The following is a 26,294-nucleotide window of genomic DNA, read 5'->3' as shown; positions in this document are numbered from 1 at the left end:
CGTGCCAGAGTTGCCGGAAGTAGAGTGTGTATTGCGTGGGCTGGAAAAGAGCCTTGCCGGCGAGCGCATTGAATCGGTAAAAGTGTTGCGTGAGCAATCGATTGCGTGTCCTTCAGCGAAAAGCTTTGCCAAATTAGTGCCTGGGCGTGTTTTTTCTGATTTTGTGCGGCGCGGCAAATATTTGCTTATGAGTTTTGATGACGGCAGTGGATTAGCATGTCATTTGCGCATGTCCGGTGCGCTTGTAGTGAAAACCAAGAAAAGCAACAAAGACAAAAACGACAAGCATTTGCGAGTCTTGTTCAAAATGCAATCCGGAAAGGAATTGCATTTTGAAGACATGCGTGTATTTGGACGGCTCTGGTTCGTAAAATCCAACGCAAAGTTTGAGGAAGTAATACCGGCACTGAGCAAAATGGGGCCCGAACCACTTACTGACTTAACGCACAATTACTTGCAGGAAAAATTGGCCACGCGCAGTCAATCTATAAAAGCGGCATTACTTGATCAGGGGTTGATTGCCGGAATAGGCAATATTTATGCTGATGAGGTTTTGTTTCTCACAGGCGTCCACCCGCAGACTAGAGCATCTGATTTAAGCGCGGCAAAGCTAAAGAAATTGGTGGAAAATATCCGCTTGGTTTTAACGCAGGCTATTGTTGCCGGCGGCTCAAGTATACGAGACTACAAAGACAGTTTCGGTGTCAACGGCAATTATCAGAACGAAGCTTTGGTCTATGGTCGCGTTGGTCTTTCCTGTACCAAATGCGGGAGTAAGATTGAAAGAGTTAAGTTGGCGGGACGCTCGGCGCACTTTTGTTCGCGTTGCCAGAGGCGCTAATTGCCGCCGTTGTAATACATACTTTGCCGATTGCCATCGGGTTCGGAAGCTAGAGACAAAATGACAGAAGCTGGAATTGCGTCATTGGCGTTACTATCAAACGGGAAGAAGTTTTGCCGACGTAGATCCTGAGCGACTGCCGAAAACGATGTGCGCGGCACGACTACTACAGACGGTGCATCACCAAGAATATAAGTGTCAAGCAAGAGTCTGGTTATGGTATTGGCGGCGGCACAGGTTTCTCCGGAGCCGGCGTCATCAGTCTTGTGCTGAATACGAATTGAGCCGAGACCAGTATTCGTGATGTTAAGAACACTATAGCGTCTTAGCCCGACTGCTTCGCAACCGCGAAAGAACAAGTCTTCATAGGGGACATCTTCGCCCTTGGTTGTTTTTTTGTCTTTGTAGACTACTCTTACTTTGACAATTGGGTTGAGATTGTTGCCCGGAAACGTAAAATAGTCTTTCATCTCTTCTGTTGTTGCGGTAATTGTCCAGTCAAAATCGCGCGCGCTGGCTTGGCATTGTTTCTGTGACCAGCTGAGAAAAACTCCGGACATCACGATAAGGATTGTGGTGAGAATAATCAGATGTTTTTTCATGGCATTTATTTCCACTTTATTCGTTGATGAAATATTCTTGCGTGGCCGGATTGATACCTAAGTTTTCCCACGGCGCAATTTCCGTAAGAGTCAAAACAAATGGCGCGCTTAGTCCGGGAATTCCTCCCAGCATTTTGGGCAAAGTAATTAGCGGATCGATTTCCAAGTCTACGCTCAACTTGATCATGTATTGGCAAGGACAATTGGTACCATCCGGCTGCCACATTTTTTGGATTGCTTTTGGTTTGTCTACTTCAATTTGATTGCCTAGTTTTTTCTGACTGCTGATAACAATAAGCAGCTTGGTGGACTTGACATGGGTGCCGCCAACGCTTGTTAGCAACTTGTCGAATTCATTATTGTTCGACTTTACCTTGGTATAAGCCTGGCTCATCGTCTCGCAAAGAGACAATTGCTTGATGTAGTTACGCACGGACGTTTGCGCCATCAAATAACGAACGGGCACGACGCCCAAGTCAATCAAAGGCAGAATGACAAAGATTACCAAGAAGCCAAATGCCACCGTGAAGTCGGCCATTTGCTGTCCTTTTTCACGAGAGCGAATCATCTTGCCTACTTTAAAGCCTAATCTTGCGCCCATAATAACATGTGCTAGCAAGGTAGTAGAATGTCTCAAGTGGATATTTCGGGAATGGCATTGATGATGAATAAAGCAATATCAGCACCTCGTAAGAGCTCCGGCAACATGCTTCTTTTGACCATGATTTCCGGTCTTGTAATGGTGGGCACCATCTTCGTTATGTTCATTTTCCTTTTTCCGCAAATGATGAAAGGAATGATGCAGAACTCCGCTGAAGCTCTGGCATTGAAAACAGCCAAGACGCTAAATGCTCAAGATCAAAGCGGCAGAATGAACAACATCGTTGCTCGTTGCCGCGAATTAGTATTCACGTCTCGTGAGACTTACAACCGCGTTAACTCGCTTGGCTATAAACATCTTGAACCATTGTCCAGACAATTGCTCAATGAGGCACGCAATAACGCGCAAATGCTTGATGATCAACGTGAGCTCTTGCTGCAAGCAAATATCAAAAGCGCGCTTAAAGAGGCTGAATCAGCTGAACTCGGTATTAAGGGGCAAAAGGAATTCAGCTTGCCCGGCATGACAGCGCAAGCTCCTAAGTTGACCAATATGGATCTTGGTTATATCAAAGGTGTGCAATCCAATGTGGAAGTTTCAGCCGGTAATCCTGCATTGATCCAGTACGACAAAGATCATGATTTCATTCAGGAATCAAGCAACCTCTATGTTTCAAACATTGATGCGCGCTTGCCTGATGCCGACAGCGATTTGCAGTTTAAGATGTTTCCGTTGCCGGCTCCCGTGCGCGGTAATGTGGCTCCTGCTCGTCTGACTGCACCGACTGTATTTGTAAGTTGTGGGCAGGTGATTAAAAACGGCAAGCCGAACAAAGTAAAAATTGAACAGTTGCCTTCAGCAGTCAAACTGGAATATGTCTCTCAAGTAGGCACCAAGGCGACAGTCACGCAAGGCGTAAAAATTGTTACTTGCGCTGCTGCCGATGGAGCAAGTGTTCAGCCTTGAACTTCGCCTTCGGCGGTCTTGCCTTTGCGCAATGATGTGAATGTTACAAGCACAAATGCTGTTACCGGCGGTATCAGCATGATTGTGAACAGATGCAGGAGGCTTACAAAAGCAAGCGCTTGATCGCGATCTACGCCGCACAACATAACAAGCGCCTGACTAACAAGGAAATGATAGCTGCCGACTGATCCTGGCGTTGGCACAAGCATGCCGACTGAACCAACTGTAAATACAAGGAAAGAGTTGAGCATACTTACTTGATTGGTCAAACCAAAAGCCATGAGCATTAAGTAGAAGCATGCCCAGTAAGTAAACCAAATAATGATAGAGAGAACAGCAATCTCCGGGTAGGCGAGCGGATTTTTCAAACAGCGTGTGCCTTGTTCAAAATCGCCTGTTAGCTTGCTTGCTAATTCGACAAATTTTTCCGGTGCCTTTTCTTTCACAAAGCTCAAATTGAAAATGCGCTCGAGCAACTTGCCTAAGTAAGGCAGACCAATTAGACCAAGCACGGTAACAACCGCCATGCCAACGCCGGCTGATTTGAGCCAGGGTAAGTTGCCGACAATATTTTCAGGCAAATAAGCGAGGCTGACTGCCAGCAGGATTACCAGGGCAGCGACATCGAGGATGCGGTCAATTAGCATGGTGGGCAAAATGCCGGCCCAAGGTAATTGTTCACTACGTGCCAGCGACACGATGCGGGCAATCTCGCCGCCTCTTGGAATAATGATGTTGACTGCATAGCCAACCATCAGCGCTAGGAAGATATTAAATAGACCGAGTTTTCTGTCGGTTAGGGGTGCCAGCAAAATGCGCCAGCGCCAGGCTCTCAATAAATGACCGACAAGGGCAATTATGGTTATTGGCAAAAGGTAAATCGCTTGAATGCCTTGGATATAGTGCCACAAGTGTTTCGGGTCGCTGCCGGAAAAAGCGGCCCACAAAAGAATGAGGGCAAAAGCTATGCCGACTACTTGTTTGCCGAAGTTGTTCTTTTTCTTCTCTTGCACCCCAAGAGTTTAGCATCAAAAAAAGCCCAAAAAACAATCAAACCTCTTGAATCTACTGCGCTGGCTTGGCAGAGATGGGAGGTTTGATTGACACTTAGGGACTCGTCGCAGATTAGTACAGAACTTTACAGCTTGGCGGGCGGGCTAGCTATTTTTGGCAAGTACGAGAGCCCCAAAATCACACGGAAGCGGAAAACCATGTTGTATTAAATTAAATAGAAGACCCTCCTATTTAGAACACCCCATGCAGACCGTTTGGTCTTACATTAATGAGCTTAAAGACCAGTCGTGAAAATTGTGTGAACTGAGAAAGCTGCCGGCGAGATTTAAGGTTCGATTTTGTAGCCCAAGCCGTGAACGGTAGAAATAGGCGAGGTTTTGCCGGGTTGGTCAATCTTTTTGCGTAAGTTTTTGATGTGTGCGCGTACGGTATCTGTCGATGCCATCGCATCCGATTGCCAGACCCGGCTCAATAATGCTTCCCCGGAAAATATCTTGTTGGGATGGCGCATGAGGAATTCTAAAAGAGCAAATTCCTTGGGATTTAGGCTGATGGGAGTATCGCCGACAAAGACTTGATGCATTTCAGCATCCAAACTCAAGTCGCCTATCTTTAATGTCTTGGTGGATATGGCGCCTGCACGCCGCAAAAGCGCTCTTACACGCGCGGATAATTCCTTTAAATCAAATGGCTTGGTTAGATAATCATCAGCGCCTGAGTCCAATCCGGCTTCTTTGTTTTCTATTGTGCTTTTAGCCGTCAGAAGCAAAATAGGCGTAGTGCCTCCGCTAGTGCGAAATTTTTGGCACAATTCAACACCAGTTATTTTGGGTAGCATCCAATCGAGAATAACCAGATCATATTGATTCAATTTCAACTTGACGGAAGCATCTTCGCCGTCCTTGCTGATTTCGACGAGGTGATTTTCATGCTGAAGCCAACGCGAAACAATAGTGGCGATATCTGTATCATCTTCAACTATAAGAATTTTAGCCATCTGATTCACTCTCGTCGCTTAATAACGATGTTACTTGATCTGATGAACCTTGAAGTGCATGCTGCAAAAGTCCCAATACTAGAGACCGAAATTCTTGGTCTGTTGCTTTGGCTTTGGTCAAAAAATAGGTCGGTCCTAGATGCAGACGGGCGCACTGTTCGCTTGTTAGGTTGCGTCCCGTGTATACCAGCATTGAGATGTCTTTTAGGTGCGGATTGTTCTTGAAAGACTCGACAATTTCAAAACCCTCGCCATCACCCAGTCCAATATCGAGGACCATCAATTGCGGCCTATGCAAATTTGCTTGCTTAATTGCTTCGACAACGGACGATGCCACGGTGACGTTGATGCCGCCGTTGGATAACTCGGTTTGCATTACCGCTAAAAGCTCGAGATCATCATCTACTAATAGGACATTTGCCGATCGATCTAAATTAAGCTTATCAAGCCAGTCAACAGCGGAATAGGCTGTGGGAATGCGAAACCAGAAGGTCGATCCCTCGCCCTCTTTGGACGAAACGCCTATTGTGCCGCTGTGTTTTTCAACTATCGTCTTGCAAATAGCTAAGCCAAGTCCGCTGCCGCCTTTGTCACGGGCGTCGCCTGCTTCCACTTGATGGAAGCGTTCAAAAATAGCTTCACGCGATGCCTTGGGAATGCCGCGCCCGGCGTCCGTCACTGAGACTTCCGTCCAGCCCGGAATCTCACTCACTATAACTTCGACAGTTGAACCCTCCGGGGAGAATTTGATGGCGTTGGAGAGAAAATTGACGACGACTTGAATAAGGCGCTCTTGATCGGCAATAACAATGGCTTGTGAATCTTTTTGGGCGATTTTTACATTTTGTGTTGCAGCCAGGGCCGCTACTGCTTCGGTTGCCGAAGCAATAATGTTTTTTAGAGGCACCGGAGCAAAGTGCATATCCAGTTTGCCTGATTCCAGTCTTTCCAGATCGAGAATGTCGTTTATCAAGGCAATCAAGCGCACGGCATTGCGCTCAGCAATAGCCAACATTTCCAGGGCCTCGTCAGGCATTTGTCCGACGGCACCGGAAGCAAGCAAAGTGAGCGAACCGCGAATTGAAGTTAAGGGTGTGCGTAGTTCATGACTGACAATGGAGACGAATTCTTTTTTCATCCTGTCCACTTCACGTCGTTCCGATATGTCACGAACATTGGCCAAAAGTCTTGGTCCGCGCTCCGTTTCAATTTCTGTCATGGAAACCTCAAGTGGAAAGAGAGCGCCGTCGCGCCTTCGGGCTTTCAACTCGTAGATATGACCTTCCGCTTTCATGCGCAGCCCTGCAATAAAACTTTCCGGGTCTTGCCCGGGCAGCACAGGAAATAAATGCAAGAGCGGTTCGCCGAGTAATTCTTCTCGACTGTAGCCGAAGGTGGCCTCGACAGCCTGGTTGGCCGACTCGATGTGTCCTTTGTCGTCAGTGATGATCACGCCGACGAGCATGCTCTCAATAATGGCCTTTTGTTTGGCTGTCGCCGCACTTAGTTCATCAGCCATTTCGTGAAAGACGGAATCCAGTTGTGATATCTCGTCAATTTGCTTGAGTGGTGGATTTAACGGCTCGTCGCGCGCCAGGCGCTGCGTGTTGTCCATCATGATTTGCAGGCGGGAAGTAATGCCTTTGACGAAAAAGATAAGCAATAACAGAGCAATTAAGAAGTCGACAAACATGCCAATGTAGAGAAATACTTTGAGCGATTGTCGTAAATCGCTGCCTTTTGTCTGTCTGATGAGAGCCAGTTGTTCTTCTTCTTTCAGTAAGGCTCGCATCTTTGCGCGAAATTCATCCATGATTGCTTTGCCGCTACCACGCTGATAAAGATCTATCTGAATGGCCTCTTCAATTGCGCCTTGTTCAATTAGGAAATTCATTTCGTCCAAGAGTGCAAGTTTTTGTTTTGCCAATGAATTCATTGCTGAGGCCAGTAAATACTCTTTGGAATTGTCTTGAACTAGATTTTGCAGGTCCTTTCCTTGTTCGCGAATCTCTCTCTTAGCCGTGTCAAATGGTTCGCGAAATGATGGGTCGTTTGTCAGCAAATATCCGCGGATGCCCGTTTCACCATCAACCAGCAATCCGTGTAATTTATAAATGCTGGCAAGGACAGCTTTGCCCTTTATAGCCAGCGCGTCGTCATAATCTATTTGGTTTTTCAGGCTGCTCAAGACAACAAGAAATGCCACCTGGAAAATGAGTGGCACGGCAACCAATATTAGTCCCTTTTGGGTGAGGGTTAAATGAAGGCGCATAGCGGAATTGGCTCTCTGTACATCCGCAATGTACCCAGGATAGTGCCCCGTCGATGCAGATTATCTGCTAGTCGGCTTTTCCGGCTGCCGATTGGACTGCACCGGATAAGAGTGTGTATTTCGGTCCAAAGTAGTACTTACGCATTTCTTTATAGGCTTCGTCGTAGCTGAACTTGTCGTGAGTAACTCGCCAGATGCCGACAAGACAACCAGTCCTGTCGGAGCCGTGCGCGCAATGTAGAAAAACGGATCCGGCCTTGGGATTGTCTTTGGCGTTTTCCACAGCGGAAACGAAGGTCTTAACTTGTGATTCCGTCGGTGCTTGCGGACCCATAGGAATGCTTATGTAGGTCATCCCCAACTTTGAGGCGAGGTTTTCTTCCGGTATTTTCTTCTCACCGGGATTGCGTAAGTCGATAATAGTCTTAACGCCCATTTTGGACAATTGCTTGAGTCCCTTGGCGGTCGGTTCGCCGCCTCGATAGAGATAAGGGTGTACTTGATGGAAATTGGGCAAATTGCCGGCCTGGTCCTTATAGGTATGCCCGTCGATGGTTATGGAATAAGACTTGAGGTCAAGAGGAGTGGCGACAGCCGGCAGGCAGAAAATTGCGCAAAGCAGCAAAATGGTGAATAGGTTCATGGATACTCGGTTCTCGGTGATTTGTAGACTTGAATTATAGATTATTTATCTTTTTTAATGCGCAAATTTTGAACTTTTTGACCCCCTAAACCGTTTATATGGTGACCGCCAACTTCTCGGCTTGGAGATAGATGTGGAGTTAACAGACGAAGCACTATTAGAGAGTTTCCGGAAAACAGGTAACTCGGACAGTTTCACAACCCTGGTTAGGCGGTATCAGGACCGCCTATACAACTTGGCTTATCGAGTTTTGGCCAACCAAGAGGAAGCGGAAGAAGTGGTACAGGACACATTCTTGAGAATACACGAAGGAGCGAATAATTTCCGCCAGAGCAAAGTCTTTGCCGGATGGCTATTTCGTATTGCGCACAATGCTTGTCTTGATATTTTGCGTGTGCGTCAAAAGGAAATTGCAAATATGTCATTTGACCAAACTGCCACCATCTCGCCTGCTGAAGAAGCACGCTCTGCTGTTTTGGGTCAAATAGCTGACAGCAAAGCCGGTCCGGAAGAGCAGTTTAGATTGCGCGAGCAAGCTCAAGTTATTGAACACTCTCTTAGCCAGTTGCCTGATGAGCAAAGAATAGTCATTGTCTTGCGTGACATAGAAGGACTTACTTACGACGACATTGCAGAAATTGTTGGTGCCAGTCAAGGAACTGTGCGCTCACGTATTCATTACGGCCGCTTGAAGCTACGCGATCTTCTGCGCCCACACATTTTTTCTCCCGACTCTACCCCTGCCTCGAGGTAATCACATGGACAATACAAAATGCCAGACAATCGAACCATTATTAGACGGCTATTTTGATAATGAACTGTCACCCAACGAATTAGCTTCCGTGCAATCTCATCTTAGTAAGTGCGACGATTGCTCCGGCGAACTCGCTGAGATAGTCATGGTCAGCAAAGGACTTTCATCAATGCCGAAAGTCAGTCTCGGCAAGGACCTTTCACAGGCGATATTGCTTAAAGCACAAGCAAAGCCGCAAAGTAAAGGAAAAGTACTGACTTTCAAACGCCAGGTAATTTGGGCGGCGGCAGCTTGTCTTATTCTCGGTTTGAGTTTTCAGCTTTTGAACAAGCCGGTGGTTAAGGTGGGCAGTTCTTCCGGAGTTGAACCGACCAAAGTTGCGCCGACTCAGCCTGTAAAAGTGGCTCGCACACCGAGTGTGCGAAAGCTAATGCAACGAAAATTGGCGGCTGCCCCTCAGTCCAATGAGGTGACACAAAAACCAGAGGCTAAGATAAATCAGCTGCAAAAACAAAAAACACTAATTGCCAGTTCTGCACACGATGAAGTGCTGGCTTTTGACGACGGCTATCAGCCGAATCTTATGGAAGGTATGGGTATGGCAACGGATGAGGATGGTCTTTATGCGCTTAAGATGTAAATCAATATTGTTTGTGGCATTGGCTGCTTTGTTGACTGTGCCGCCGGTATCGGCAGAGCCTGGTTCCGGGCCGCCTGGTAATCAACCGGATTTTGACGGTGCCGATATGCCACCACCGCCGCCACGCGGACAGGGTCGAGAAAAGCAGCCGGGTTCGTGGAACCAAAGGGGATTTGGCCGTGGGCAAGAAAGTCTTAACGAGCCTCCTCGCGGAGACGGATTTGAAGGTCCCGGCGGTAGGCGCGAGACGATGCGTGGACGTGGTGCTGGACAAATGGGAGACGGGCCGAGAGGTAACATGGGAGGCGGCATGAGTGGTGGTATGGGACCACTCGATTTGCGCCCGCTGAATCTTACCGAAGAACAAAAGCAAAAAATTCAAACCACGCGTCAAGCAACTGCTGAAAGCGTCAGACAAGTCCGCACGAATTTAAAAACGGTGCGTGGTGAACTAAAAGACATGATGTTTGATCCCAAGGCAAGTGATTCGCAAATTAGAAATAAGCGCCAAGAAGTCCGTGCTCTGCAAGACAAAATGGACGAACTTCTGGTAAATGACTTTCTCAAAATGCGCGGAGTCTTGACCAAAGAGCAGTTAAGCCACTTGCAGGAGGCTAAGCCACAACCTAGAAGCAGAGCCGGTTTTGGCAATGGCGGCGAAGGATTCAATCCGCGGATGCAAAGGCAGCGTCAGCAGGGCGGTCCTGGTTATAGACCAGGATTTCAACCGCAGGGCAGAGACAATTCCACTGAAATTTGAGTCTATTTCTTTTTACGTTCAGATGCCCAGTCAAGTAAGAAGTCCGGACTATCGCCAGAAGTAGCGCGTGGTTTTTCAGCTGGTTTCTCAGCCTTCTCTTCTGCTGGTTCAGGAGCTGGTTTGTTCTTTTTCTTAATTTGAGCTTCAGTTTTTAAGTTGAATGCAGGCGAGCTTGTTCCTGGTGCCGGAGGTGGTGGCGCAAAGCCGCTGCCGAACATAGGCATAACAGGAGGAGGTGGTGGCACAAGTCCGTTGCGTCCCTTGGCTGGTTTTGTTCTAGCTGGTTTTGGCTCCGCAGGTGGCGGCAGCTCTCGCATTACAGGTTGAGTAATTGCCCTTGGTTTTGGTTTCGGCTTTGGTACAACACTTGGTTTCGGTCTTGGTTTTGCGATTGGTTTGACTGGCACAGGTAATGGTTTTACATAACCGGCTGGTGCTGACGGCATTTTAAAGACGGCAGGTGCAACTAACTCGGCTTTTGGCTCTACGGGAATTGATCTGCCACGACCAAATTTATCGCGCGGAATAGATTTGCCGTTCATCACTTGATTCAGATATGAATATTGGTGAAACGACAGCATTGGTTGCCCTTGCTGTTGGTAAAACATGGCCAATGCCTGGCGAGCTGGTTGCGAGCGAGGATTTTTCATCAAGACTTTTTCAATTTCGCGTCGTGCCTGCAAGTTCTTTTCATTGGTGCCGCGAAGCGTTAATAACTCTGCAAGTTTTAAATGCGCGGTTACGGAATTGTCATTGAGCCGCGCGGCTTTGTTCAAAAAGTTTTCTGCTCTGTCAAACTGTTTTGCCGAATCTAGAGCAAGAATGCCCATATCCAAATACATGGCTCCAACTATTTTGGAGTTTTCGCCGTACTCGTTTTTAGCTAAATTGCAAGCTGACTCATAGGAGTCGATTGCCCCATCGAGGTCGCCGTCCATCTGCTTAGCCAGGGCCTCTTTCTGAATAGCCTTAATGCTGTCCTCGACGTCTCCGGCAAGCGCTGGGCTCTGCCAGAGGGCAAACGCCATGAGACAGGACAGTAAGCCTGAAATACAGGGTCGAACGGACTTGAGGGACATAGATATTTCCTTGCAAGTATTTTCCATTCTAGCCTAGTTGTAATGTTGTAACACTCATTAAATCAATGATCTAAGCTTGGGGGCAGTTACTGGTAAAATCACCTTGTTAACCCGGTATGGTTCAGTATGCGAAGACAACAGCGCCCACGCTCCCGTAACTCACGTGATTCCCGCGATTCCAGAGATTCTCGCTCGGACAATCGCGGCTACAATTCGTCCAGAACACAGTCAGCCCGCATTCTTTTATCAGGCGGTATGGACATTAACACCAACCTTGGCGAAGGATTTGGTCATTACCGTGTTGAAGGCGAGTCTGATATTTTGCCGTTTGTTACATCGGCCAATATTGCTTGCGGAGCGCATGCCGGTGACCCGGCAATTATGGAAGCTGCGCTTGAGGAAGCTCGTTATTACGGGTTAGCCCTGGGTGCGCATATCGGTTATCCTGATTTGGCAGGCTTTGGTCGCCGTGAAATTCATCTGCCGGCAGCTGAGTTAAGAGCTTCGGTTCTTTATCAGTTGGGGGCTTTGTCCGGGCTTGCCCGCACATTCGGTTTTGAAATAAGCCAAGTTCGTCCGCACGGTTTTATGTATCGCCAGATGTTCCATGACGTGCGCACAGCGACTACGGTCGCCCGTGCCATTGCCGAGTTTGATCGCTGGATTGTCTTGATTGGACCAGCTGGACACAACCTATTAGCTGCCGGAGAAAAAGCTGGTATCAGAGTTGCCGGCGAAGTTTGGGTCGACAGAGGCTATGACGCCAACGGTAATTTATTGGCACACAGTCATCCGCGTGCAATCATTCACGAGCCGCAAGAGATCATCAAGCAAGCGACGTCTTTAATTCGCAACAAGACATTGCAAGCTATTGATGGTTCAACCGTGCGCATTGATTTCCAGAGCATCCACTTGCACCCGGCTATTCCTAAAGCAAAAATGGTGGCCGAACAAATTCGTGCACTGATGCCGAATGCCAGCCCGCTGTCAGCCGAGCCGTACAATCCGGAAGACGATGAACACTCACGTCTGAGTTGGGCTGAAGTCTAGAGACTAAGGCAGTCGCTTTTTTGGCGGCACAATTTCGTCGTACCAGCTTCCGTAATACTCCGGATACTCTTCGCCAGTCGTTGAAGTGACGGTTTTTTCCAATGCTTTGCGCACGGCTCTCTTGCCGCCGCGCTGGTAGCGTCTGAGCCATTCAAGTTCTTTGCTGTCGACTTTCACGCCTGCTTGCATCAATTCTTGAATGATGGAAATCTCGTGAATAATGGCTGCCGCTTCCTCATCTAAACAGCGTTTGACGAATTCTTTTTTGCCAGTCTTGCCGGGAATTGGATCCGAGGTCGGCTTGACCAGGGCATGAACGAATTCATGGGCAATACTTATTAGCTTGTAATTGCGCGGGCACCAGCGACCAATGTAAATGGTCTTTCTTTTGCGATCGTAATAGGCCCGACATGGGCCGTCGACCAAGCGGATCTTCACTCCTTCGGCACGAATGCGTTCAATATCGCGCACCAAGCTGGGCGATTTTTGAGCTGTCTCAACCAGCTTTTTTCCAAATTGTCGGCGCAGATTTTTCACTAACTAACTTCCAATTTTGGGACTGAGAATCGACCTGCTTCGGTGTGAAGATATATTAATTCTATAATAAACTAGCGACGAACAAAAGGCTGCCAAGAGTCAAGCTGGGATGGGTTTGGCTCGGAACCCAAGCGGTTGGCAAGTCTTGAGCCGGATTAAATTTTTTGACAACCCCTGCATGAGTCATTACGGAAACCCTATATTGGATACATAGGGAAAACCCCAGCAAGCAATCGACCAATTTCACGGGCAGGACCAAGGTATGTCTGATATCCAGACCCTTAATCGGGTAGGTAGCCTAATGGCTAGGGTGAGGCGCGCCATCTTGGATGCGACTGACTTTGGCGATGGTTTAAACGAAGCTTTGGCTCAGGTTTGCCAATCGATGTCCCTAAATGGGGCCACTCTCTTACAAATTGCCCCGGACAACAAGGCGACAATCCTGGCCGATTATTGGCTTAATGAAGGGCAAAGTTTTATCGGCCGATCGTTCATTTTAGATAAGGAAGCCGAACTTTATCGGTTACTGTCACAAGGACAATGCTTACTTCTAAGTGAGATTCGTAGCGACGAGGGTTTTGCCGGCTTTTTAAAATCGCGGGCTAACCAACTGGGCACCATATATCCTTTATTGAACAAGAATGAATTGAGCGGCCTTCTTTGCTTACACCAAAAGGAAGACGCAGAATCGTGCGAAGAGATTAAGGCTGTCGCCCAAATAATTGCCGAAGAAATGCTTTTGCTCTTGAATCAGCAAAACTTGCCGCCGGCGGATGCTTCCAAACCCACCTACAGTATCGATGAATTAACCAGGCAATTGAGTGATGAGCGGATGATGCGTCACATCATAAGCAAGCTGCATCTGTCTTTGGACAAGGATGTTGTTTCGCAAACCGCTGTTGATTGTTTGGGACGAGCGCTTTCCGCTACATTCTGTTTGGTTGTTCGCACTGATATGCCAGGTCATGCTCTTGTTACTCACGAGTATGCCGATGCTGCTTCCAGCCCGCTTGGTCTTGGTAGAACTGAGCATCTTCCTCCCAATGTCGTTGCCTTCTTCAAGCAGCGTACAGCGGCAATAGGCAGCATGAGCGGTCAAATGCCCTTTGGTGAACTGGGGCATCAAGAAATGGAATATGTGCGCAGCAATGATATAAAAACCATGCTGGGAACGCCCATCACCTTTCATGGTATCCATCATGGAGTTTTGCTTGTTTTAGATTGTCGACGCTCGAGAGCTTTTAGCGAGAGGGAAATTGTAGTTTTAGAAACAGTGGCTCAGCAGGCAGCTATCGCCGTTAACCATGCCGACATGCTCGCTCAAGTGAAAGATCAACTATACAAAATGAATGTGATTACAACACTCACGCAACAATTAACAACGGCCCTTGAATTGGTTGGTCAGGGCGGCCGACCGCACACCGAGGATGGGGATAAGTTGGCTCCTGCCGTTAGACTTTCGCAAAGAGAAATGGAAGTCTTGCGCTTAATTGCTCAGGGTCTGGCAAACCGGGAAATCGCACAGCGGCTTTTCCTGACCGAATCTACTGTGGAGTTGCACGCTTCTCGTATCCGTAAGAAGTTGAAGCTCAAGAGCCGTACTGCACTTGTGAAATATGCATGCGACAATCACCTTGTCTAAAGCCTGCTGCGAGTTTTGACTTCCAAGTATTGAGCAATTAGCTTGCTGGTGAGCAGCTCCGGCGGGCTATCCAAGGTAAGGCAACCTTGCCTGCTCAACGTGGCTAAGGCAAGATCTCTTGCGCTAATTAAATCAAGCGCAGCAACACGCTTGTAAATATGTTCTTCGGCTATTGTCTTTTCTTGTGCTAGATCGTCAATTTGTTTGTCGCGCAGTGTGACGCAAAAAGGCAAATGCCTTGGTTTTAGGCTCGTTAGACCTTTAAGCAGTGCTTCTGAGGCTGTTGTATCGCTGACATCAGTTAAGACGACAAGCAATGCTCGACCTTTCAATTGATTGGCGAAGTAGGTAAGCACGCTTGCATAATCCGGTTCGACAGGCTTGGCTTGAACATCAAAAACTAATTCCAGCATTTCCTTAAGCTGTGTCTTGCCTCTTTTAGGAGGCAGGTAGCAAATTGGTTTGTGGTTGAAAACGCCTATTCCCACTTGATCGCCGCGTGAAAGACCTGTTAGTGCTAAAGCGAGGGCAGAATTAAGTGCGTGATCAAAACGCGTTAGTCCATTGAGATCAGAAACCATCGTGCGTCCGGCATCAACAAGGATGAGCATGTTTTGCTCATGCTCTACATCATAATTGCGCACTACCGGATGATTGCGTCTGGCTGTTGCTTTCCAATCTATAAAGCGACTGTCGTCTCCGACTTGATATTCTTTCAAGCTGGCAAATTCCGTGCCAGCACCGCGCTTGCGCTTTTTGATTTCACCCAATTCGCTTGATCTGCTTAGTTTTATTGCTAGTTCATTGAGCAACTTCAAATCATTGAATACACGAACATCTTCCTGGTTGTTGAAACCTATTTGCCGCCAGAACAATTTCAAGGCACTCAAATAACGCAAGTGAGTTTTGTTGAATTGGTAATTGCCGCGTCGGAGCGGAGTGACATTGTAATTAAGGGTCAATTTGTTGAGCGGTGGTACGGTTACCAGAAATTCCTCAGCATCAACCTCAAAGCCTACAGGCACATCGTCTTTGATTCTGCATGCCAGCTCATCAGGACCTTGATTGATTACGGTCAACGTGACTTCATTTAACCTGCCAATTGATAGTCTTTTGGCAACACCACGTTTTGCTGTGAGGAATTTACTTTGACTTGTTAGGCACCAGTCGGCTATTAAAAGCAAAACTACCAGCACATTTACCACAATACCGAGGACGGCAAATGCAAAATGAAAGCAGCCGACAAGCAGAAGCAACGCTGCTAGTGAAAGGAGCAAATATAGGCGGAATGCGGCTACCAACTAAATTGTCCTTATCGCGGTACTTTTACTTGATTGAGCAGATTCTCGACTACTTGGTTGATGGTAATTCCTTCCATCTCCGCTTCTGGTGTAAGTATTAGTCTATGGCGCAGAATTGGTTGCGCAGTCATTTTAATTTCATCTGGAGTAACAAAGTCTTTGCCGGCAATCGCCGCTTGTGCCTTGGCTGCCGCCAGCCAGTTAATCGCTGCTCTTGGACTGGCGCCTAAGTACAAATCAGAGATATGCCTTGTCTTGTCTATCAATTCCGACAAGTATGAAAAGATACTTTCTTCGACTTGCACTAACTTGAGCTGTTCACGGCATTCAAGGATTTCTTCTCTGGAGACAAGCGGTGCTAACTCCGGTGCGTGGCGGTTGTAGTCGCCGCTTTGCCATTTGCGCAAGATGTTAGTTTCGGCTTCCTTGCCTGGATACGAGACGATAATTTTGAGCATGAAGCGATCTAGTTGCGCTTCCGGCAACGGATAAGTCCCCTCAAATTCAATGGGGTTTTGTGTGGCGATAACCATAAAAGGTTCAGGCAGTGGATGTGTTTGTCCATCAAGAGTTACTTGATGTTCTTCCATTGCCTCTAAAAGTGCTGATTGTGTTTTTGGCGGGGTGCGGTTAATTTCATCAGCGAGAAGAAGCCCTGTAAATATCGGCCCTTTCTTTACGTGAAAAGTACGGCTGTTCAGATCATAAACACTTGTGCCGATGATATCTGAGGGAAGCATGTCCGGGGTCAATTGCACGCGGGCAAAGTCCACGGAAATTAGCCTTGCCAGTGTCTTGGCTAAAAGAGTCTTGGCGGTGCCCGGCACGCCTTCCATGAGAACATGTCCTTCGGCTAAAAGAGATATCAGCAGTTGGTCGACAACTAACTCCTGCCCAACAATGACATTATTGAGGGCGTCTTTCAAACTCCGGCTAATAGTCGTCAGCTTAACTAATTGTTGTGTCATGGACATTTCCTTGTTGAGTTGTCTCTAGAGTTTCCTGTATCTTATCGCAATAGGCTGCGATGTCAGTCATTTCCTGATTGGAGATATGTGTCTTGTTGCCTGATGTTTTTGAGGCGGCAAGTATCTCTATCAGTCTTGTCCTTTCCGCTTCACGAATATCACCTGTTGATTCTTTCAAGCTGTTGGCATACACAGCTGCCAGTGTTTCATCATCACCTGTTGATTGACCAAGAGCCTTGGCCAATTTAAGACGCAGGTTGTGGCTCAATACATCTGCTGCTAGGTGTGTGGCACGTGCTCGACGATATGAGTTGGCAATGCCGTTAACAAATTCAAGATTGGATATTTTTCGAGCATTTGCAAGTGTCAGCTTCTGTCCGAATCGTTGGGCAGAACCGGCTATTGCTATAGCGAGAATAACGACAATTTGCAAAAACAAGATGCCGCTGACACCGCTTAAAACGCTGGTTATAAGGTTGCGACTTTGCATAAGCCCGTGACAGCGCTCATCAAAGTAGACGGTTGAATTGTTTAGTCGCAGCCAATTAGCGATCAGCTGGAAATTGGCTCCGCTGTCCAGAAGTCGAGAATTTGCCACTAGATTGGCTGTTGTACCAAGGAGGATATTGCCTTTGCCGTGTCTGAGTTCGACCATCAAGATATCTTTATCGTTGCGGAGCACCGGCACTAAATGCCTACCTGTATCAAACGATTCTAAGTACGATACTTTGGTAGGACCGACAAACCGAGTCACCCTCAAGTTTGGTTCGGGCAGTGCCGCGACATCTATTTGTTTCTTGTTTGAATGCGTCCAAATATTAAATGTTCCAAGAACCTCTTTGCTGTAGGGATTTGAGAATTGATCTAGATAGATAAGACTGTTTCCTTTGGAGACCCAGTCGAGAATGAGGTCTCTTTCAAATTTTTCCAGCGAGTGATTAGGACTTATCATCACAAGTTGCCCTTTGATGCTTTTGAGATCTCTGTAGGGCAACTTCCAGACGTGGGTATTGAGTCCGGCGATTTTTGTCAGCTCATAGATGGCACTGGAGCCGCTTGCTTTTTTGTTCAGTACGGACGGGTTGATTGTCACTTCCGGTGCAAGCAGCGAAACCTTTTCCTTGAAATGTACGCTGACGAGCGCCGCGGTAGTACTCACGAGAATAAAGATAGCCATCTGCAACCATATTTGATTGGTAAGGCTTTTACTTGCCATTGAATTGCCTCCGCCTAATAATGTCCTCTGCTTCGGCTTTGACTGCCGAGTGCAGGGAAAGACAAGATTGATAGCTGGAGGCATTTGCTTCGTGATTGCCGAACCAAATAAGGTCAACAATATTTGCCAATTCTCTTACCTTGGCATGCAGCTCTTTGTGTCTGACAATTCTGTAAAGGTACTCATAATTACTCAAGGCAGTCACAAACTTAGCTATGGTCATTTCATCAAGTACAAGCAGCGTTGAGAGAAATACTGCGCGGCAGGCAGATCGATAATTTTTTTCCGATGCCAATTCCTCGGCAATATTGAGCCAGGATGAAGAGTCGAGTATCGGCTCTAAGTTGGCATCGACAAGTGTGCGCGAAGAAATTCTAACTGTGTTTTGCTGAACACTTCTAATGAGTACTATGACCATCAAAGAGATAGCGATAAATGCGACGATGAATACCGCCAGCATCATGTACATGGTCATCATGTTTTCGTGCGTTGGATAAGGTATTTTGATATGCAGCGAGTCAAGAAAATCGATTATGTAACGCAGTAAGCGCAGAAAAAGATCTTCGAAATGATTGACCACTTTTGGTGTTTTGGGATAGAGATAGTCCTTGCTTAACGCAGCGATGTACGCGCTTAAATCTTTAGGTTCCATGATTGTCTGTTTCCTCGGACGGAACCAATGCGTTAAGTCTTCTTCTTAAATCGAGTCCTTCTCTTCGATTGAGTAAATCAACATAAAAGGCGGCGAAGGCAAAACTAAATAGCGGGCTTATTAGAAGTGTGATAAATGATTCCCATACATGCGTGACAATCATTGTGTGCATGGGTATTTCACCGGCATTGTGACTGACGCCTAACTTATATGTGTCCCAAAGATTTAATATGATTATGGGCATGGTTAGCGGATAGGTAAGAACGACAATAGTGAGAGTAAACGCGAGAGCAAAGCCCAAACAACGCATGATGTTGCCTGACGTTAGCTTCACTGCTTTGTCAATGCTCTCTTTAAAAGATAGGTTTTCGCAGGCAATTATGCAAAGACCCATTAATACAACAAAGGAAATTGCTGAAAACGCTACTATCAGCGCCCCGAAACTGAGCAAAATTACAGGAACAAGTTCGTCGGAAGACTGATCTTTTTTATAAGTAAGTACGAGCGGAATAAGCCAGGCAAGAAATATTCCCACAGAGACAATTGCTGTCAGAATCCAGAGTGCTATAACCTGCCATTTACGTTGAAGAACTGCTGCATAGGATTCCTGCCAATCGGTCGAAAATCCACCTTCCATGCGCATAAGAGACATTTGGCGTAACGTGAGCACCCACTTGGCAATTAGCCCGACCGCTAGTCCTACAATGCCAATGAGAAAAAGCGATCCCATGCCTGTCAGCGAGTCCGTCCAATATGCCGGTTTACTTAACGGCCATTGCATAGCCATGCTGCCCAGTGTGCTGAAAATTGTCGGCACCAGTAAGACTTTGCAGGTAAAGCCGATATTGCGGCGCAAAGTTGTGAAAGCGGTACCAACAATGTCCCCGGGCGAAAGCTCCTGATTAATTGGTTTGATTATCAAGGCTAGAGTTCTGAAGGTATTACTGAAGATCTATATGCCATGTTCGACATGGAGCTAAGCCCATTATGGGAAAATACCTGGGTGGCAAGCGTAAGAGAACCATTACCACAGCACTTTACAGCTTCGGCCGTTGTTGTCGAAGAAGGACACGTTCTGCTTGTCCATCATCGGCGGATAGGGGCCTGGATGCCGCCAGGCGGTCATATTGATGAATTTGAATTACCGCACGAAGCCGCCGTGCGTGAAGTCTTTGAAGAGACAGGGATTGCTGTCGAGATAATTTCGGAAGTGATGCCTGAAACCGGCAGCAATGAGGCTTTTTTCTTACCAAAACCACTATGTATACACAACGTAAGAGCCTTTGAAAAAGGTGAGTACGTACATCACCTGGACCTTGCTTTTCTTTGCCGCACTGTCGAGCGTGGCACATTACCAGCCATTGTGGTAAGTGAGGAAGTAAAAAATGCCGCTTGGGTGAACCTTGATGATATTCACCAGTTGGAATTGGCAAAAAACGTCAAAGAGGCTCTCAGCCTGGCTTTGGCAAGTCTTAATCGAGTAAGTTCGTTGTCGCTGGATTAATAAAATTCAGCCATACTAATAAAGAGTATTAAAGTAATGCTGGACTGGGAAAAACAGTAATTACCACGGCCTGCATTTTATGCAGATAAATTGAAAAGGAACTACTCATGACCAGCGCTCTTGCTACAAAGCTAACTGGAGTACGGGATCTCAAAAAGATTCTGGAAACCACAGTGAAAGAGCTTTCCGAAAGCTTCTCAGCCGATGCTTGCCAAATCGTGCTGACCAGTCCCCTTGATCGCAATATCACAACTGTTTGCGAATACAAAGTTACCGATAATGGCGAAGACACAAGTTGCTTGCGTTTGCCGATTGCGCTTCAAGGAAATGCTCAAGGCTATGTGGCTCTTTCCAGACAACAGTTATTGACCGAAGAAGATATAAACACCTTGCGCGTGATTATGGCTGAATTAGCTGAGATAATTCGCCACTCGCAAATTACAGATGTTGTGCAACGCGATACTTTTCGCGATACGTTCCTGGTGGAAATCGGCAACGTGATGACCTATTCGCTGGGAATAGGCGATGCGCTTTTCATGGTTGTGAATATTCTCGGTAAAGTTTTAAATGCTACGCGTTGTTTGTTCATTTGTACCGATGATTCGCAAGCCGGTTGGCGTTGTTATGAATACAGCCAGCAAGGGACGTATCCGAGCTGTCGTGATTTTCGCTGGCCGACAACTGACTCGGCAATTGTTGCTCACACGCTTTTAGCCAAGTCTCCTTTATTGGTCTTTGAGGGACAAGAAAATTCCTATGTGACACCGATGCAGGAAGAATTGCAATTCATCGGCGCTAGAAGTTATTTAGGCATTCCCTTACGTCATGAAAGCAATACTCATGGCTGTGTAATTCTTCAACAGTGTGACTGGCGTCGTTCTTGGACGCGCCACGAAATCGACATGGTGCAGGCAGTGGCTGACAAAGTTGCGGAAGCCTTGGCTAAATTGCCAGCTGAAAAACTTGCACGCGAACCAATAATGCAATTGCATCAACGTGTTGTCGACAAGCCGGAAGGACAAGAAGAAAAGGAAGACATCCGGGCAATTAGACGCGCTTTGAAAGATGCGCTTGGTCAACAGTCGATACCGCAAGCGCAGAAAACATCGGTGCCTTCAATAGGTCAACAGTCTCAGGCAGCTACAGCTCAAGCTCCGGCTCAAGCAGCGCCGCCGCCTGAGCAAGAAGTTGTACCCACTGCTGTTGAGACTGCTCCTGAACCTCCTGCGGCAGCGCCGGCACCCCCTACAAAGGGACTGCAGCCGGTAGAAAACGTAGCGCCGCCTTTGGCTGCGGACACGTCAGGAACTCCTGCTTATGAAATGCAGTCTGCTTGGGGCTCTGATGAAGCTGCTGCCGAAGTGAATGCACCTACTTTGGGCGCGCATTCTATCGGCGATATTCTAGGTGGATCCGGCAAGTCGGGAATGCCTGCTGTAGATTTTGGCAGTGAAGCTCCGGCACCAACGCCTCCACAGCCTGTATTTATTGAACCGACTTTAGAGGCACAGGCGCCTCCACCACCGCTGGTGGAAATTACTCCGGAAGAAATGTCGCAACCGGAAATGCCGCCGCCTCCTCCTAAAGCTCAGCCGACACCACCGCCGCCGCCTGCACTTGAGGCTCCAAGCGAAACTTTCCAGCCTGTAGCGGATGTCAGCCAGGCTCCACCTCCACCGCCACAAGCGGCATTGGAAGAAGAGCATGAAAGTAAATGGGGCGCGGATCTGGATTCTATTCCGACCCCATCATCGGGTCCTGCCAGTCACGGACTTGGTTCAGCGATGTTTGGTAAACCAAAAGGACCAACAGGGGCCGCGCAGGGAAGCTCGTTGCTGGCATCTCTGCACAAGGACAAGAGCAAATTCCATCCGGACTCACCGGAATTCGTTGAAGGTCCGCCAATTCAGATAGATGAACAACAAGCTCAAGCAAAATTAGAAGAATTGCTGGCTTCCAAAAACCCAACATCTGATTACATATTCGCTACTGCTGGTCTTGATGTGCGTATGCTTGGCCGCATTGACGGCTGGATTACCCAGATTGAACAAAAAGACAAATACAAGAATGGACACGCCCGTCAGGTTGCCGAATACGCTCAGGCAATTGCTAAACAGATGGGACTGTCGCCTGCTGAAATAGATCATATTCGCTTAGCTGCTTTATTGCACGATGTCGGCAAATTAGGTGCTCCACAAGAAATTCTGCAAAAACCTGATGATCAATTAAGTGATGAGGAATTGCTTTTGGTGATGCGCCACCCAATTGACGGCGCTGATTTGCTCGAGTCTTTCCCGGAATTGTCCAATCTGGGTCCAATTGTCAGAGCCCACCACGAGGAATTCGATGGCAACGGCTATCCGGGACGCGACGGAGTAGGACTTAAAGGAGAAGAGATTCCTCTTGCTGCGCGCATTATTGCTGTCGCCGATAGTTATCACGCCATGACCTCTGATCTTGTCTATCGACCGGGACTTGCGCCAACACAAGCGCAAGAAGAGTTGACCAAGGGTGCCAACAGTCTTTGGGATGCTCGCTGTGTCGAAGCCTTGATCTTGTCTATCATGCAACAAATAGTTCCGGCGAAGTTTTAGGACTAGCTTGCTTTAAGCATAGCTGCTGCGCGTTTGACACCAACTGTTTCGGATCTCTTGCTGGCTTTGGTGCTGATTAGAGTTTGAATGCTCTTCTTGTTTAATTTTTGCCCCTTCCAGTGTGCAGAAATATATGCCCGCGCTTATTGAGCGAATTCAAAATGGCGATATTGACCCAGGCTTTATCATCTCGCACAGAATCACGCTTGATGAAGTGCCCGAAGCATATAATGAATTTGCCGGAAAGAAAAATGGCTGCATCAAGTACGTAATGAGTCGAAAAACGCCTTCCGCAGTAATTGCCGCAGCTGCATGACACGCCTCCGTCGGGCAGCATTGCATGCGCCCTCAGTTATTGAGCGCTCTCAATTGATCGTTCTGTTGCAACTTCTTAATCGCCCGAAATTCAATTTGGCGCGCGCGTTCGCGACTCATGTTGAGTACTTGACTGCAGCGCTCAAGTGTCGCCGGTGCGCCATTGTTCAAACCGAAACGCAAAGAGACAACTGCTCTTTCATTTTCGTTCAATTTCGCTAGCGCATCTCGAACGCCGTCGGCTAGAAGTTCATTGGAAGCACTTTCTTCCGGAGTCAGGGAATGTTCATCTTCCAGAAATTCCGAAAATGACTTTTCCATGTCATCGCCTATGGGAGCGTCCAGAGAAACAAGGTGCTTCTCAGCCCTCAGACATTCAATTACTTTGCTCTTCGGCACTTTCATGTTGCGAGCAATTTCATCAATTGTCGGAGTTCTATCAAGCGTCCGTAAAAGTTGGCTTATCGACTTGCGCAATTTCTGCAAGTTTTCATTCATGTGCACAGGCACACGAACTGCACGTGATTTGTCGGCAATGGCACGTGTGATTGCTTGGCGAATCCACCAGGTGGCATAAGTGGAAAATTTGAATCCTCTTTCCGGATCATATTTTTCTACTGCACGCATCAATCCGAAACTACCTTCTTGAATGAGGTCGAGAAAGCCTAGTCCGCGATCACGATAACGCTTGGCGATACTCACAACCAAACGCAAATTGCTGTTGATGAGTTTTTGTCGAGCAGCTTTGTCGCCGTCTTTAATCTTGCGACCAAGCTCAATTTCTTCAGCGCCTGTCAAAAGCTTATATCTGCCAATTTCATGCAGATATGCAACAGTTGAATCCTGATTTGCACGATTTTTCTCAGCCTCGAGATCTTCTGCTTCCACAGCAAAGTCTTCTTCGTCTTCCGACAGAAGGTAGTCGTTGAGAGCTATTGCCGTGTCAAATTCCGGCAAAATCTTTTCTTCAATGTAGTTTTCTTTGTGTTTTTCTTCTTGTCTTAATGTTGTGTTCATAATCGTGTTGTCCCTCAAGGACAAAATTTGGTGCGTCCTACAAGACGCACCGGGGTTATTTATACATACGTATGTTCAACATAACAGATCTGTCAAAACCGCGCTTGGTCTGGCGACTTGAATTAATCAGTGCGCTTAAAGAATAAGAGCTGCCCGGAGGCAGCTCTTATTCTTATTTCTGTTGTTTCTCTTGGCCGAAACGCTTGGTTTATGTACCGATTAGATCGGATACATCGACGCCGCGCAGGGACAAGCTTATCTTATGGTCTTTTGGAGCGAATTTTTTGATAATTGCTTTGATTTCTTGACCAACATGGACAACTTCTTCCGGCTTGATGTTTGGTTGCTCGGACATTTCTGTCGTTGGCAACAAGGCATCTACACCTGGATAGATTTGCACGAAGGCGCCGAAAGCTTGGATCTTGCGAACCTTGCCGTTGATGACTTGGCCGTCTTGGAACTTGTCTTCGATTTCTTTCCATGGATCAGCTTGCATTTGTTTCAATGAAAGACTGATGTGACCTTTTTCGCGATCTACTTTCAGAACCTTGGTAGTGACGACATCGCCAACTTTGAGGACATCTGAAGGATGTGAGACGCGCTCCCAGGAGATTTCGGAAATTGGAAGAAGACCGTCGATACCACCCAAGTCGATGAATGCACCGAAATCGGCAATACGGACAACTTCGCCGGAGACAACTTGACCGGATTCCAGCGTTGCCAGAATCTTCTCGCGCTGTACGGCTTTTTCTTCTTGTACAGCCATTCTTTGCGACAAGATGAGCTTGTTGCGCTTAATGTCTGTTTCCAAAATCTTCATTGGGATTTCCATACCAATGAGTTCTTCAGGAGTTGTTCCTTTAACACGCAATTGCGATGCTGGAACGAAACCACGTAGACCGTATACATCTACTACTACGCCACCTTTGACGACGGCGGAAATTTTGGCACGTATTGTTTGGTCTTTGCGCTTCTGGTCTTCCAATTGGACCCAGCCGCGGGCTTGAGCTACACGCTTCAAGGAAAGGGTCAATTGACCGTTTTCGTTTTCTTCGCGCAGGATGTAGAACTCTAGACGATCGCCAATTTTGACCACATCTTCGATGGAGCCTACTGGGATGTTGGACAGCTCTTTGAAGGGAACGAACCCTTCTGATTTGCTGCCGACATCTACTAGAACACCGTCTCTTTCGATGCGAACGACATCGCCGGTGATGATGTCACCTTGACCAAACTTATAGTTGAAGCTTTCTCCTAAAAGAAGCTCAAACTCGGACTTTGGGCTGCCCTCTGATTGTTGTGCTGACACTGGAATATGGTTTCTCCTTGATTCAAATTTACCTCTGCTAGTGGCAGCGAATCCGTCGGAGACAGAATCCCGACCCGGCCAATCTCCTGAAACCTGCAGGAAACCAACCTAGCTTAGGCAGGCTGTAAGTATACAATGCCCATGCCTATTCCCGGGAATGAGAGGCTGCTCAAAAAGCCGTTGGATCGGGTGGTTTATGGGCCGGCCTGGCTTTGTGGCTTGACAGAGGCTTGTGCCGAAAAGATGGGCTAGAGGCGCTGTTTGTATTGGTTTTAGCGATCTCGGTGCATGTACTTCCGGGTGCTTGCAGATAGCTATTAGGTATAAAACTAATTATTCCTATAATTTTACTAATTAGTTCATAGATTGTAATTTTGGCTTAGTAGCTTGAATTTTGTCTGTCGCAGAGGTTGTTGTCATGATTGATTCTCATAAGCAAAACCTGGTTGTTCTGGCATCGTTGACGCTGCTCTTAACGCAGAGCAACGTCGGCAGTGCGTTGCCCGGGCTGGGACTGTTGAAGAAGGACAAACCGGCGAAGACCGATACGAAGCCAACGGCGAAAGTTGAAGTGAAACCGATCGCGAAGACGGTGAAGGCTCCGGAGGCTGCTAAAGATCAAAAAGACCAACCGATTGTCTCGGAGAGACTGAAGGCGGCAGCGCAAAATCTCATAGCTGCGCGCAAGCAAGTATCCGTTGCTCAAGCTCAATTGAAAGCTGCTGAAGCTGAATATCGTGTTGCGAAATTTGAGTTGGGCGCTATTTCGCTGAGAAAACAGGCCAACACCATGGCGAACTCTTCGAGCAAAAGCGAGATTGCCCATAAGTCGACTGAGACATCTGCGACTAACGAAAGAATTGAAGCACCGGCGTCTTTGGGAATGGGCGACTTGATGCCGTCTCCAGCTCCTGCGAAGCCAACTTTGGCTCCTGCACCAGGTTGGAACAAGCCGAGCGACGAAGTCTCCATCGACGATTTGGATTTGCCGTAAAGCATGACAAAAGCGGGCGCATGCAA

At 47.3% G+C, this 26,294-nt stretch carries 26 protein-coding genes; 11 read left to right on the top strand and 15 right to left on the bottom strand.

Annotation, left to right across the window (positions count from 1 at the left end):
* The first annotated feature begins 1 nt into the window (after position 1).
* Entirely contained in the window at positions 2-841 is an 840-nt protein-coding gene (mutM, locus tag K2Y22_05410; protein MBX9877877.1) for a bifunctional DNA-formamidopyrimidine glycosylase/DNA-(apurinic or apyrimidinic site) lyase, read from the top strand.
* On the opposite strand, the gene K2Y22_05405 is transcribed toward mutM, so the two are convergent.
* Together K2Y22_05405 and K2Y22_05400 are read right to left on the bottom strand one after the other, a co-directional pair.
* A complete protein-coding gene (locus tag K2Y22_05405) occupies positions 838-1,443 on the bottom strand; it encodes a hypothetical protein (protein MBX9877876.1) in 606 nt (201 codons plus the stop codon). The two genes, mutM and K2Y22_05405, sit on opposite strands and share 4 nt — an antisense overlap.
* Before the next feature lie 16 nt (positions 1,444-1,459).
* Positions 1,460-2,044 (bottom strand): hypothetical protein, encoded by a 585-nt coding sequence (locus K2Y22_05400; protein ID MBX9877875.1) that lies wholly within the window; start codon positions 2,042-2,044, stop codon positions 1,460-1,462.
* Positions 2,045-2,071: 27 nt separating this feature from the next.
* Here K2Y22_05400 and K2Y22_05395 point away from each other — a divergent pair, with 27 nt between their 5' ends.
* The gene (locus K2Y22_05395; protein MBX9877874.1) at positions 2,072-3,010 is read left to right on the top strand and encodes a hypothetical protein; all 939 of its coding nucleotides are present in this window, start codon (positions 2,072-2,074) and stop codon (positions 3,008-3,010) included.
* On the opposite strand, the gene K2Y22_05390 is transcribed toward K2Y22_05395, so the two are convergent.
* From K2Y22_05390 to K2Y22_05375, 4 genes are all read right to left on the bottom strand, one after another.
* Positions 3,001-4,023 (bottom strand): flippase-like domain-containing protein, encoded by a 1,023-nt coding sequence (locus K2Y22_05390; GenBank protein ID MBX9877873.1) that lies wholly within the window; start codon positions 4,021-4,023, stop codon positions 3,001-3,003. The two genes, K2Y22_05395 and K2Y22_05390, sit on opposite strands and share 10 nt — an antisense overlap.
* Positions 4,024-4,349: 326 nt before the next feature.
* Positions 4,350-5,021, bottom strand: a complete 672-nt coding sequence (locus K2Y22_05385) for a response regulator transcription factor (GenBank protein MBX9877872.1) — start codon at positions 5,019-5,021, stop codon at positions 4,350-4,352.
* Positions 5,014-7,293 carry a CHASE3 domain-containing protein gene (locus K2Y22_05380; protein MBX9877871.1) on the bottom strand — a complete coding sequence of 760 codons (2,280 nt, stop codon included), beginning with the start codon at positions 7,291-7,293 and terminating at the stop codon, positions 5,014-5,016. The genes K2Y22_05385 and K2Y22_05380 overlap by 8 nt, the downstream gene beginning before the upstream one ends.
* Before the next feature lie 67 nt (positions 7,294-7,360).
* A complete protein-coding gene (locus K2Y22_05375; GenBank protein MBX9877870.1) occupies positions 7,361-7,936 on the bottom strand; it encodes a tyrosine-protein phosphatase in 576 nt (191 codons plus the stop codon).
* 133 nt (positions 7,937-8,069) lie between these two features.
* Between K2Y22_05375 and K2Y22_05370 the strand changes: the two genes are divergently transcribed.
* Genes K2Y22_05370 through K2Y22_05360 form a run of 3 tightly spaced genes read left to right on the top strand, consistent with a single transcriptional unit; the run spans position 8,070 to position 10,090 of the window.
* Positions 8,070-8,690, top strand: coding sequence for a sigma-70 family RNA polymerase sigma factor (locus K2Y22_05370; protein ID MBX9877869.1), 621 nt, complete (start codon positions 8,070-8,072; stop codon positions 8,688-8,690).
* 4 nt (positions 8,691-8,694) lie between these two features.
* Entirely contained in the window at positions 8,695-9,330 is a 636-nt protein-coding gene (locus tag K2Y22_05365; protein MBX9877868.1) for a zf-HC2 domain-containing protein, read from the top strand.
* The gene (locus tag K2Y22_05360; GenBank protein ID MBX9877867.1) at positions 9,314-10,090 is read left to right on the top strand and encodes a Spy/CpxP family protein refolding chaperone; all 777 of its coding nucleotides are present in this window, start codon (positions 9,314-9,316) and stop codon (positions 10,088-10,090) included. The genes K2Y22_05365 and K2Y22_05360 overlap by 17 nt, the downstream gene beginning before the upstream one ends.
* A gap of 2 nt (positions 10,091-10,092) precedes the next feature.
* Here the strand turns inward: K2Y22_05360 and K2Y22_05355 are convergent, their stop codons facing one another.
* Positions 10,093-11,169 carry a hypothetical protein gene (locus K2Y22_05355; protein ID MBX9877866.1) on the bottom strand — a complete coding sequence of 359 codons (1,077 nt, stop codon included), beginning with the start codon at positions 11,167-11,169 and terminating at the stop codon, positions 10,093-10,095.
* Positions 11,170-11,295: 126 nt separating this feature from the next.
* On the opposite strand from K2Y22_05355, the gene K2Y22_05350 reads away from it, so the two are divergent.
* On the top strand, positions 11,296-12,219 hold the full coding sequence (locus K2Y22_05350; protein ID MBX9877865.1) for a LamB/YcsF family protein: 924 nt from the start codon (positions 11,296-11,298) through the stop codon (positions 12,217-12,219).
* Between the two features lie 3 nt (positions 12,220-12,222).
* On the opposite strand, the gene K2Y22_05345 is transcribed toward K2Y22_05350, so the two are convergent.
* The gene (locus K2Y22_05345; protein ID MBX9877864.1) at positions 12,223-12,756 is read right to left on the bottom strand and encodes a hypothetical protein; all 534 of its coding nucleotides are present in this window, start codon (positions 12,754-12,756) and stop codon (positions 12,223-12,225) included.
* 301 nt (positions 12,757-13,057) lie between these two features.
* Between K2Y22_05345 and K2Y22_05340 the strand changes: the two genes are divergently transcribed.
* A complete protein-coding gene (locus K2Y22_05340) occupies positions 13,058-14,398 on the top strand; it encodes a LuxR C-terminal-related transcriptional regulator (GenBank protein ID MBX9877863.1) in 1,341 nt (446 codons plus the stop codon).
* Here the strand turns inward: K2Y22_05340 and K2Y22_05335 are convergent.
* The 5 genes from K2Y22_05335 to K2Y22_05315 are packed head-to-tail and all read right to left on the bottom strand — an operon-like array spanning position 14,395 to position 19,457.
* Complete coding sequence (locus K2Y22_05335; GenBank protein ID MBX9877862.1) at positions 14,395-15,699, bottom strand: DUF58 domain-containing protein; 1,305 nt, start codon at positions 15,697-15,699, stop codon at positions 14,395-14,397. The genes K2Y22_05340 and K2Y22_05335 overlap by 4 nt on opposite strands.
* 11 nt (positions 15,700-15,710) lie before the next feature.
* A complete protein-coding gene (locus tag K2Y22_05330; protein ID MBX9877861.1) occupies positions 15,711-16,667 on the bottom strand; it encodes a MoxR family ATPase in 957 nt (318 codons plus the stop codon).
* Positions 16,648-17,883, bottom strand: coding sequence for a DUF4350 domain-containing protein (locus K2Y22_05325; protein ID MBX9877860.1), 1,236 nt, complete (start codon positions 17,881-17,883; stop codon positions 16,648-16,650). Before K2Y22_05325 ends, K2Y22_05330 begins: the two co-directional genes overlap by 20 nt.
* The gene (locus K2Y22_05320; protein ID MBX9877859.1) at positions 17,873-18,535 is read right to left on the bottom strand and encodes a DUF4129 domain-containing protein; all 663 of its coding nucleotides are present in this window, start codon (positions 18,533-18,535) and stop codon (positions 17,873-17,875) included. Before K2Y22_05320 ends, K2Y22_05325 begins: the two co-directional genes overlap by 11 nt.
* Positions 18,525-19,457, bottom strand: a complete 933-nt coding sequence (locus K2Y22_05315) for a hypothetical protein (protein ID MBX9877858.1) — start codon at positions 19,455-19,457, stop codon at positions 18,525-18,527. Before K2Y22_05315 ends, K2Y22_05320 begins: the two co-directional genes overlap by 11 nt.
* 39 nt (positions 19,458-19,496) lie before the next feature.
* On the opposite strand from K2Y22_05315, the gene K2Y22_05310 reads away from it, so the two are divergent.
* The 3 genes from K2Y22_05310 to K2Y22_05300 all read left to right on the top strand — a co-directional run bounded on the left by K2Y22_05310 (position 19,497) and on the right by K2Y22_05300 (position 22,949).
* Entirely contained in the window at positions 19,497-20,039 is a 543-nt protein-coding gene (locus K2Y22_05310) for an NUDIX domain-containing protein (protein ID MBX9877857.1), read from the top strand.
* Positions 20,040-20,146: 107 nt separating this feature from the next.
* Complete coding sequence (locus K2Y22_05305) at positions 20,147-22,633, top strand: HD domain-containing protein (protein MBX9877856.1); 2,487 nt, start codon at positions 20,147-20,149, stop codon at positions 22,631-22,633.
* A 133-nt stretch (positions 22,634-22,766) separates the two neighbouring features.
* Positions 22,767-22,949 (top strand): hypothetical protein, encoded by a 183-nt coding sequence (locus tag K2Y22_05300; protein ID MBX9877855.1) that lies wholly within the window; start codon positions 22,767-22,769, stop codon positions 22,947-22,949.
* Between the two features lie 32 nt (positions 22,950-22,981).
* Here the strand turns inward: K2Y22_05300 and K2Y22_05295 are convergent, their stop codons facing one another.
* Both K2Y22_05295 and K2Y22_05290 read right to left on the bottom strand, forming a co-directional pair.
* Positions 22,982-23,965, bottom strand: coding sequence for a sigma-70 family RNA polymerase sigma factor (locus K2Y22_05295; protein ID MBX9877854.1), 984 nt, complete (start codon positions 23,963-23,965; stop codon positions 22,982-22,984).
* Between the two features lie 208 nt (positions 23,966-24,173).
* Positions 24,174-25,274, bottom strand: a complete 1,101-nt coding sequence (locus K2Y22_05290) for a S1 RNA-binding domain-containing protein (protein ID MBX9877853.1) — start codon at positions 25,272-25,274, stop codon at positions 24,174-24,176.
* A 418-nt stretch (positions 25,275-25,692) separates the two neighbouring features.
* On the opposite strand from K2Y22_05290, the gene K2Y22_05285 reads away from it, so the two are divergent.
* Positions 25,693-26,268 (top strand): hypothetical protein, encoded by a 576-nt coding sequence (locus tag K2Y22_05285; protein MBX9877852.1) that lies wholly within the window; start codon positions 25,693-25,695, stop codon positions 26,266-26,268.
* Positions 26,269-26,294: the final 26 nt, after the last annotated feature.

It is taken from the genome of Candidatus Obscuribacterales bacterium (genome assembly GCA_019744775.1).
In the GTDB taxonomy this organism is placed as follows: domain Bacteria; phylum Cyanobacteriota; class Vampirovibrionia; order Obscuribacterales; family Obscuribacteraceae; genus SBAT01.
The sequence above is the reverse complement of the archived record's forward strand: the minus strand, read 5'-3'. Positions and strand labels throughout refer to the sequence as shown.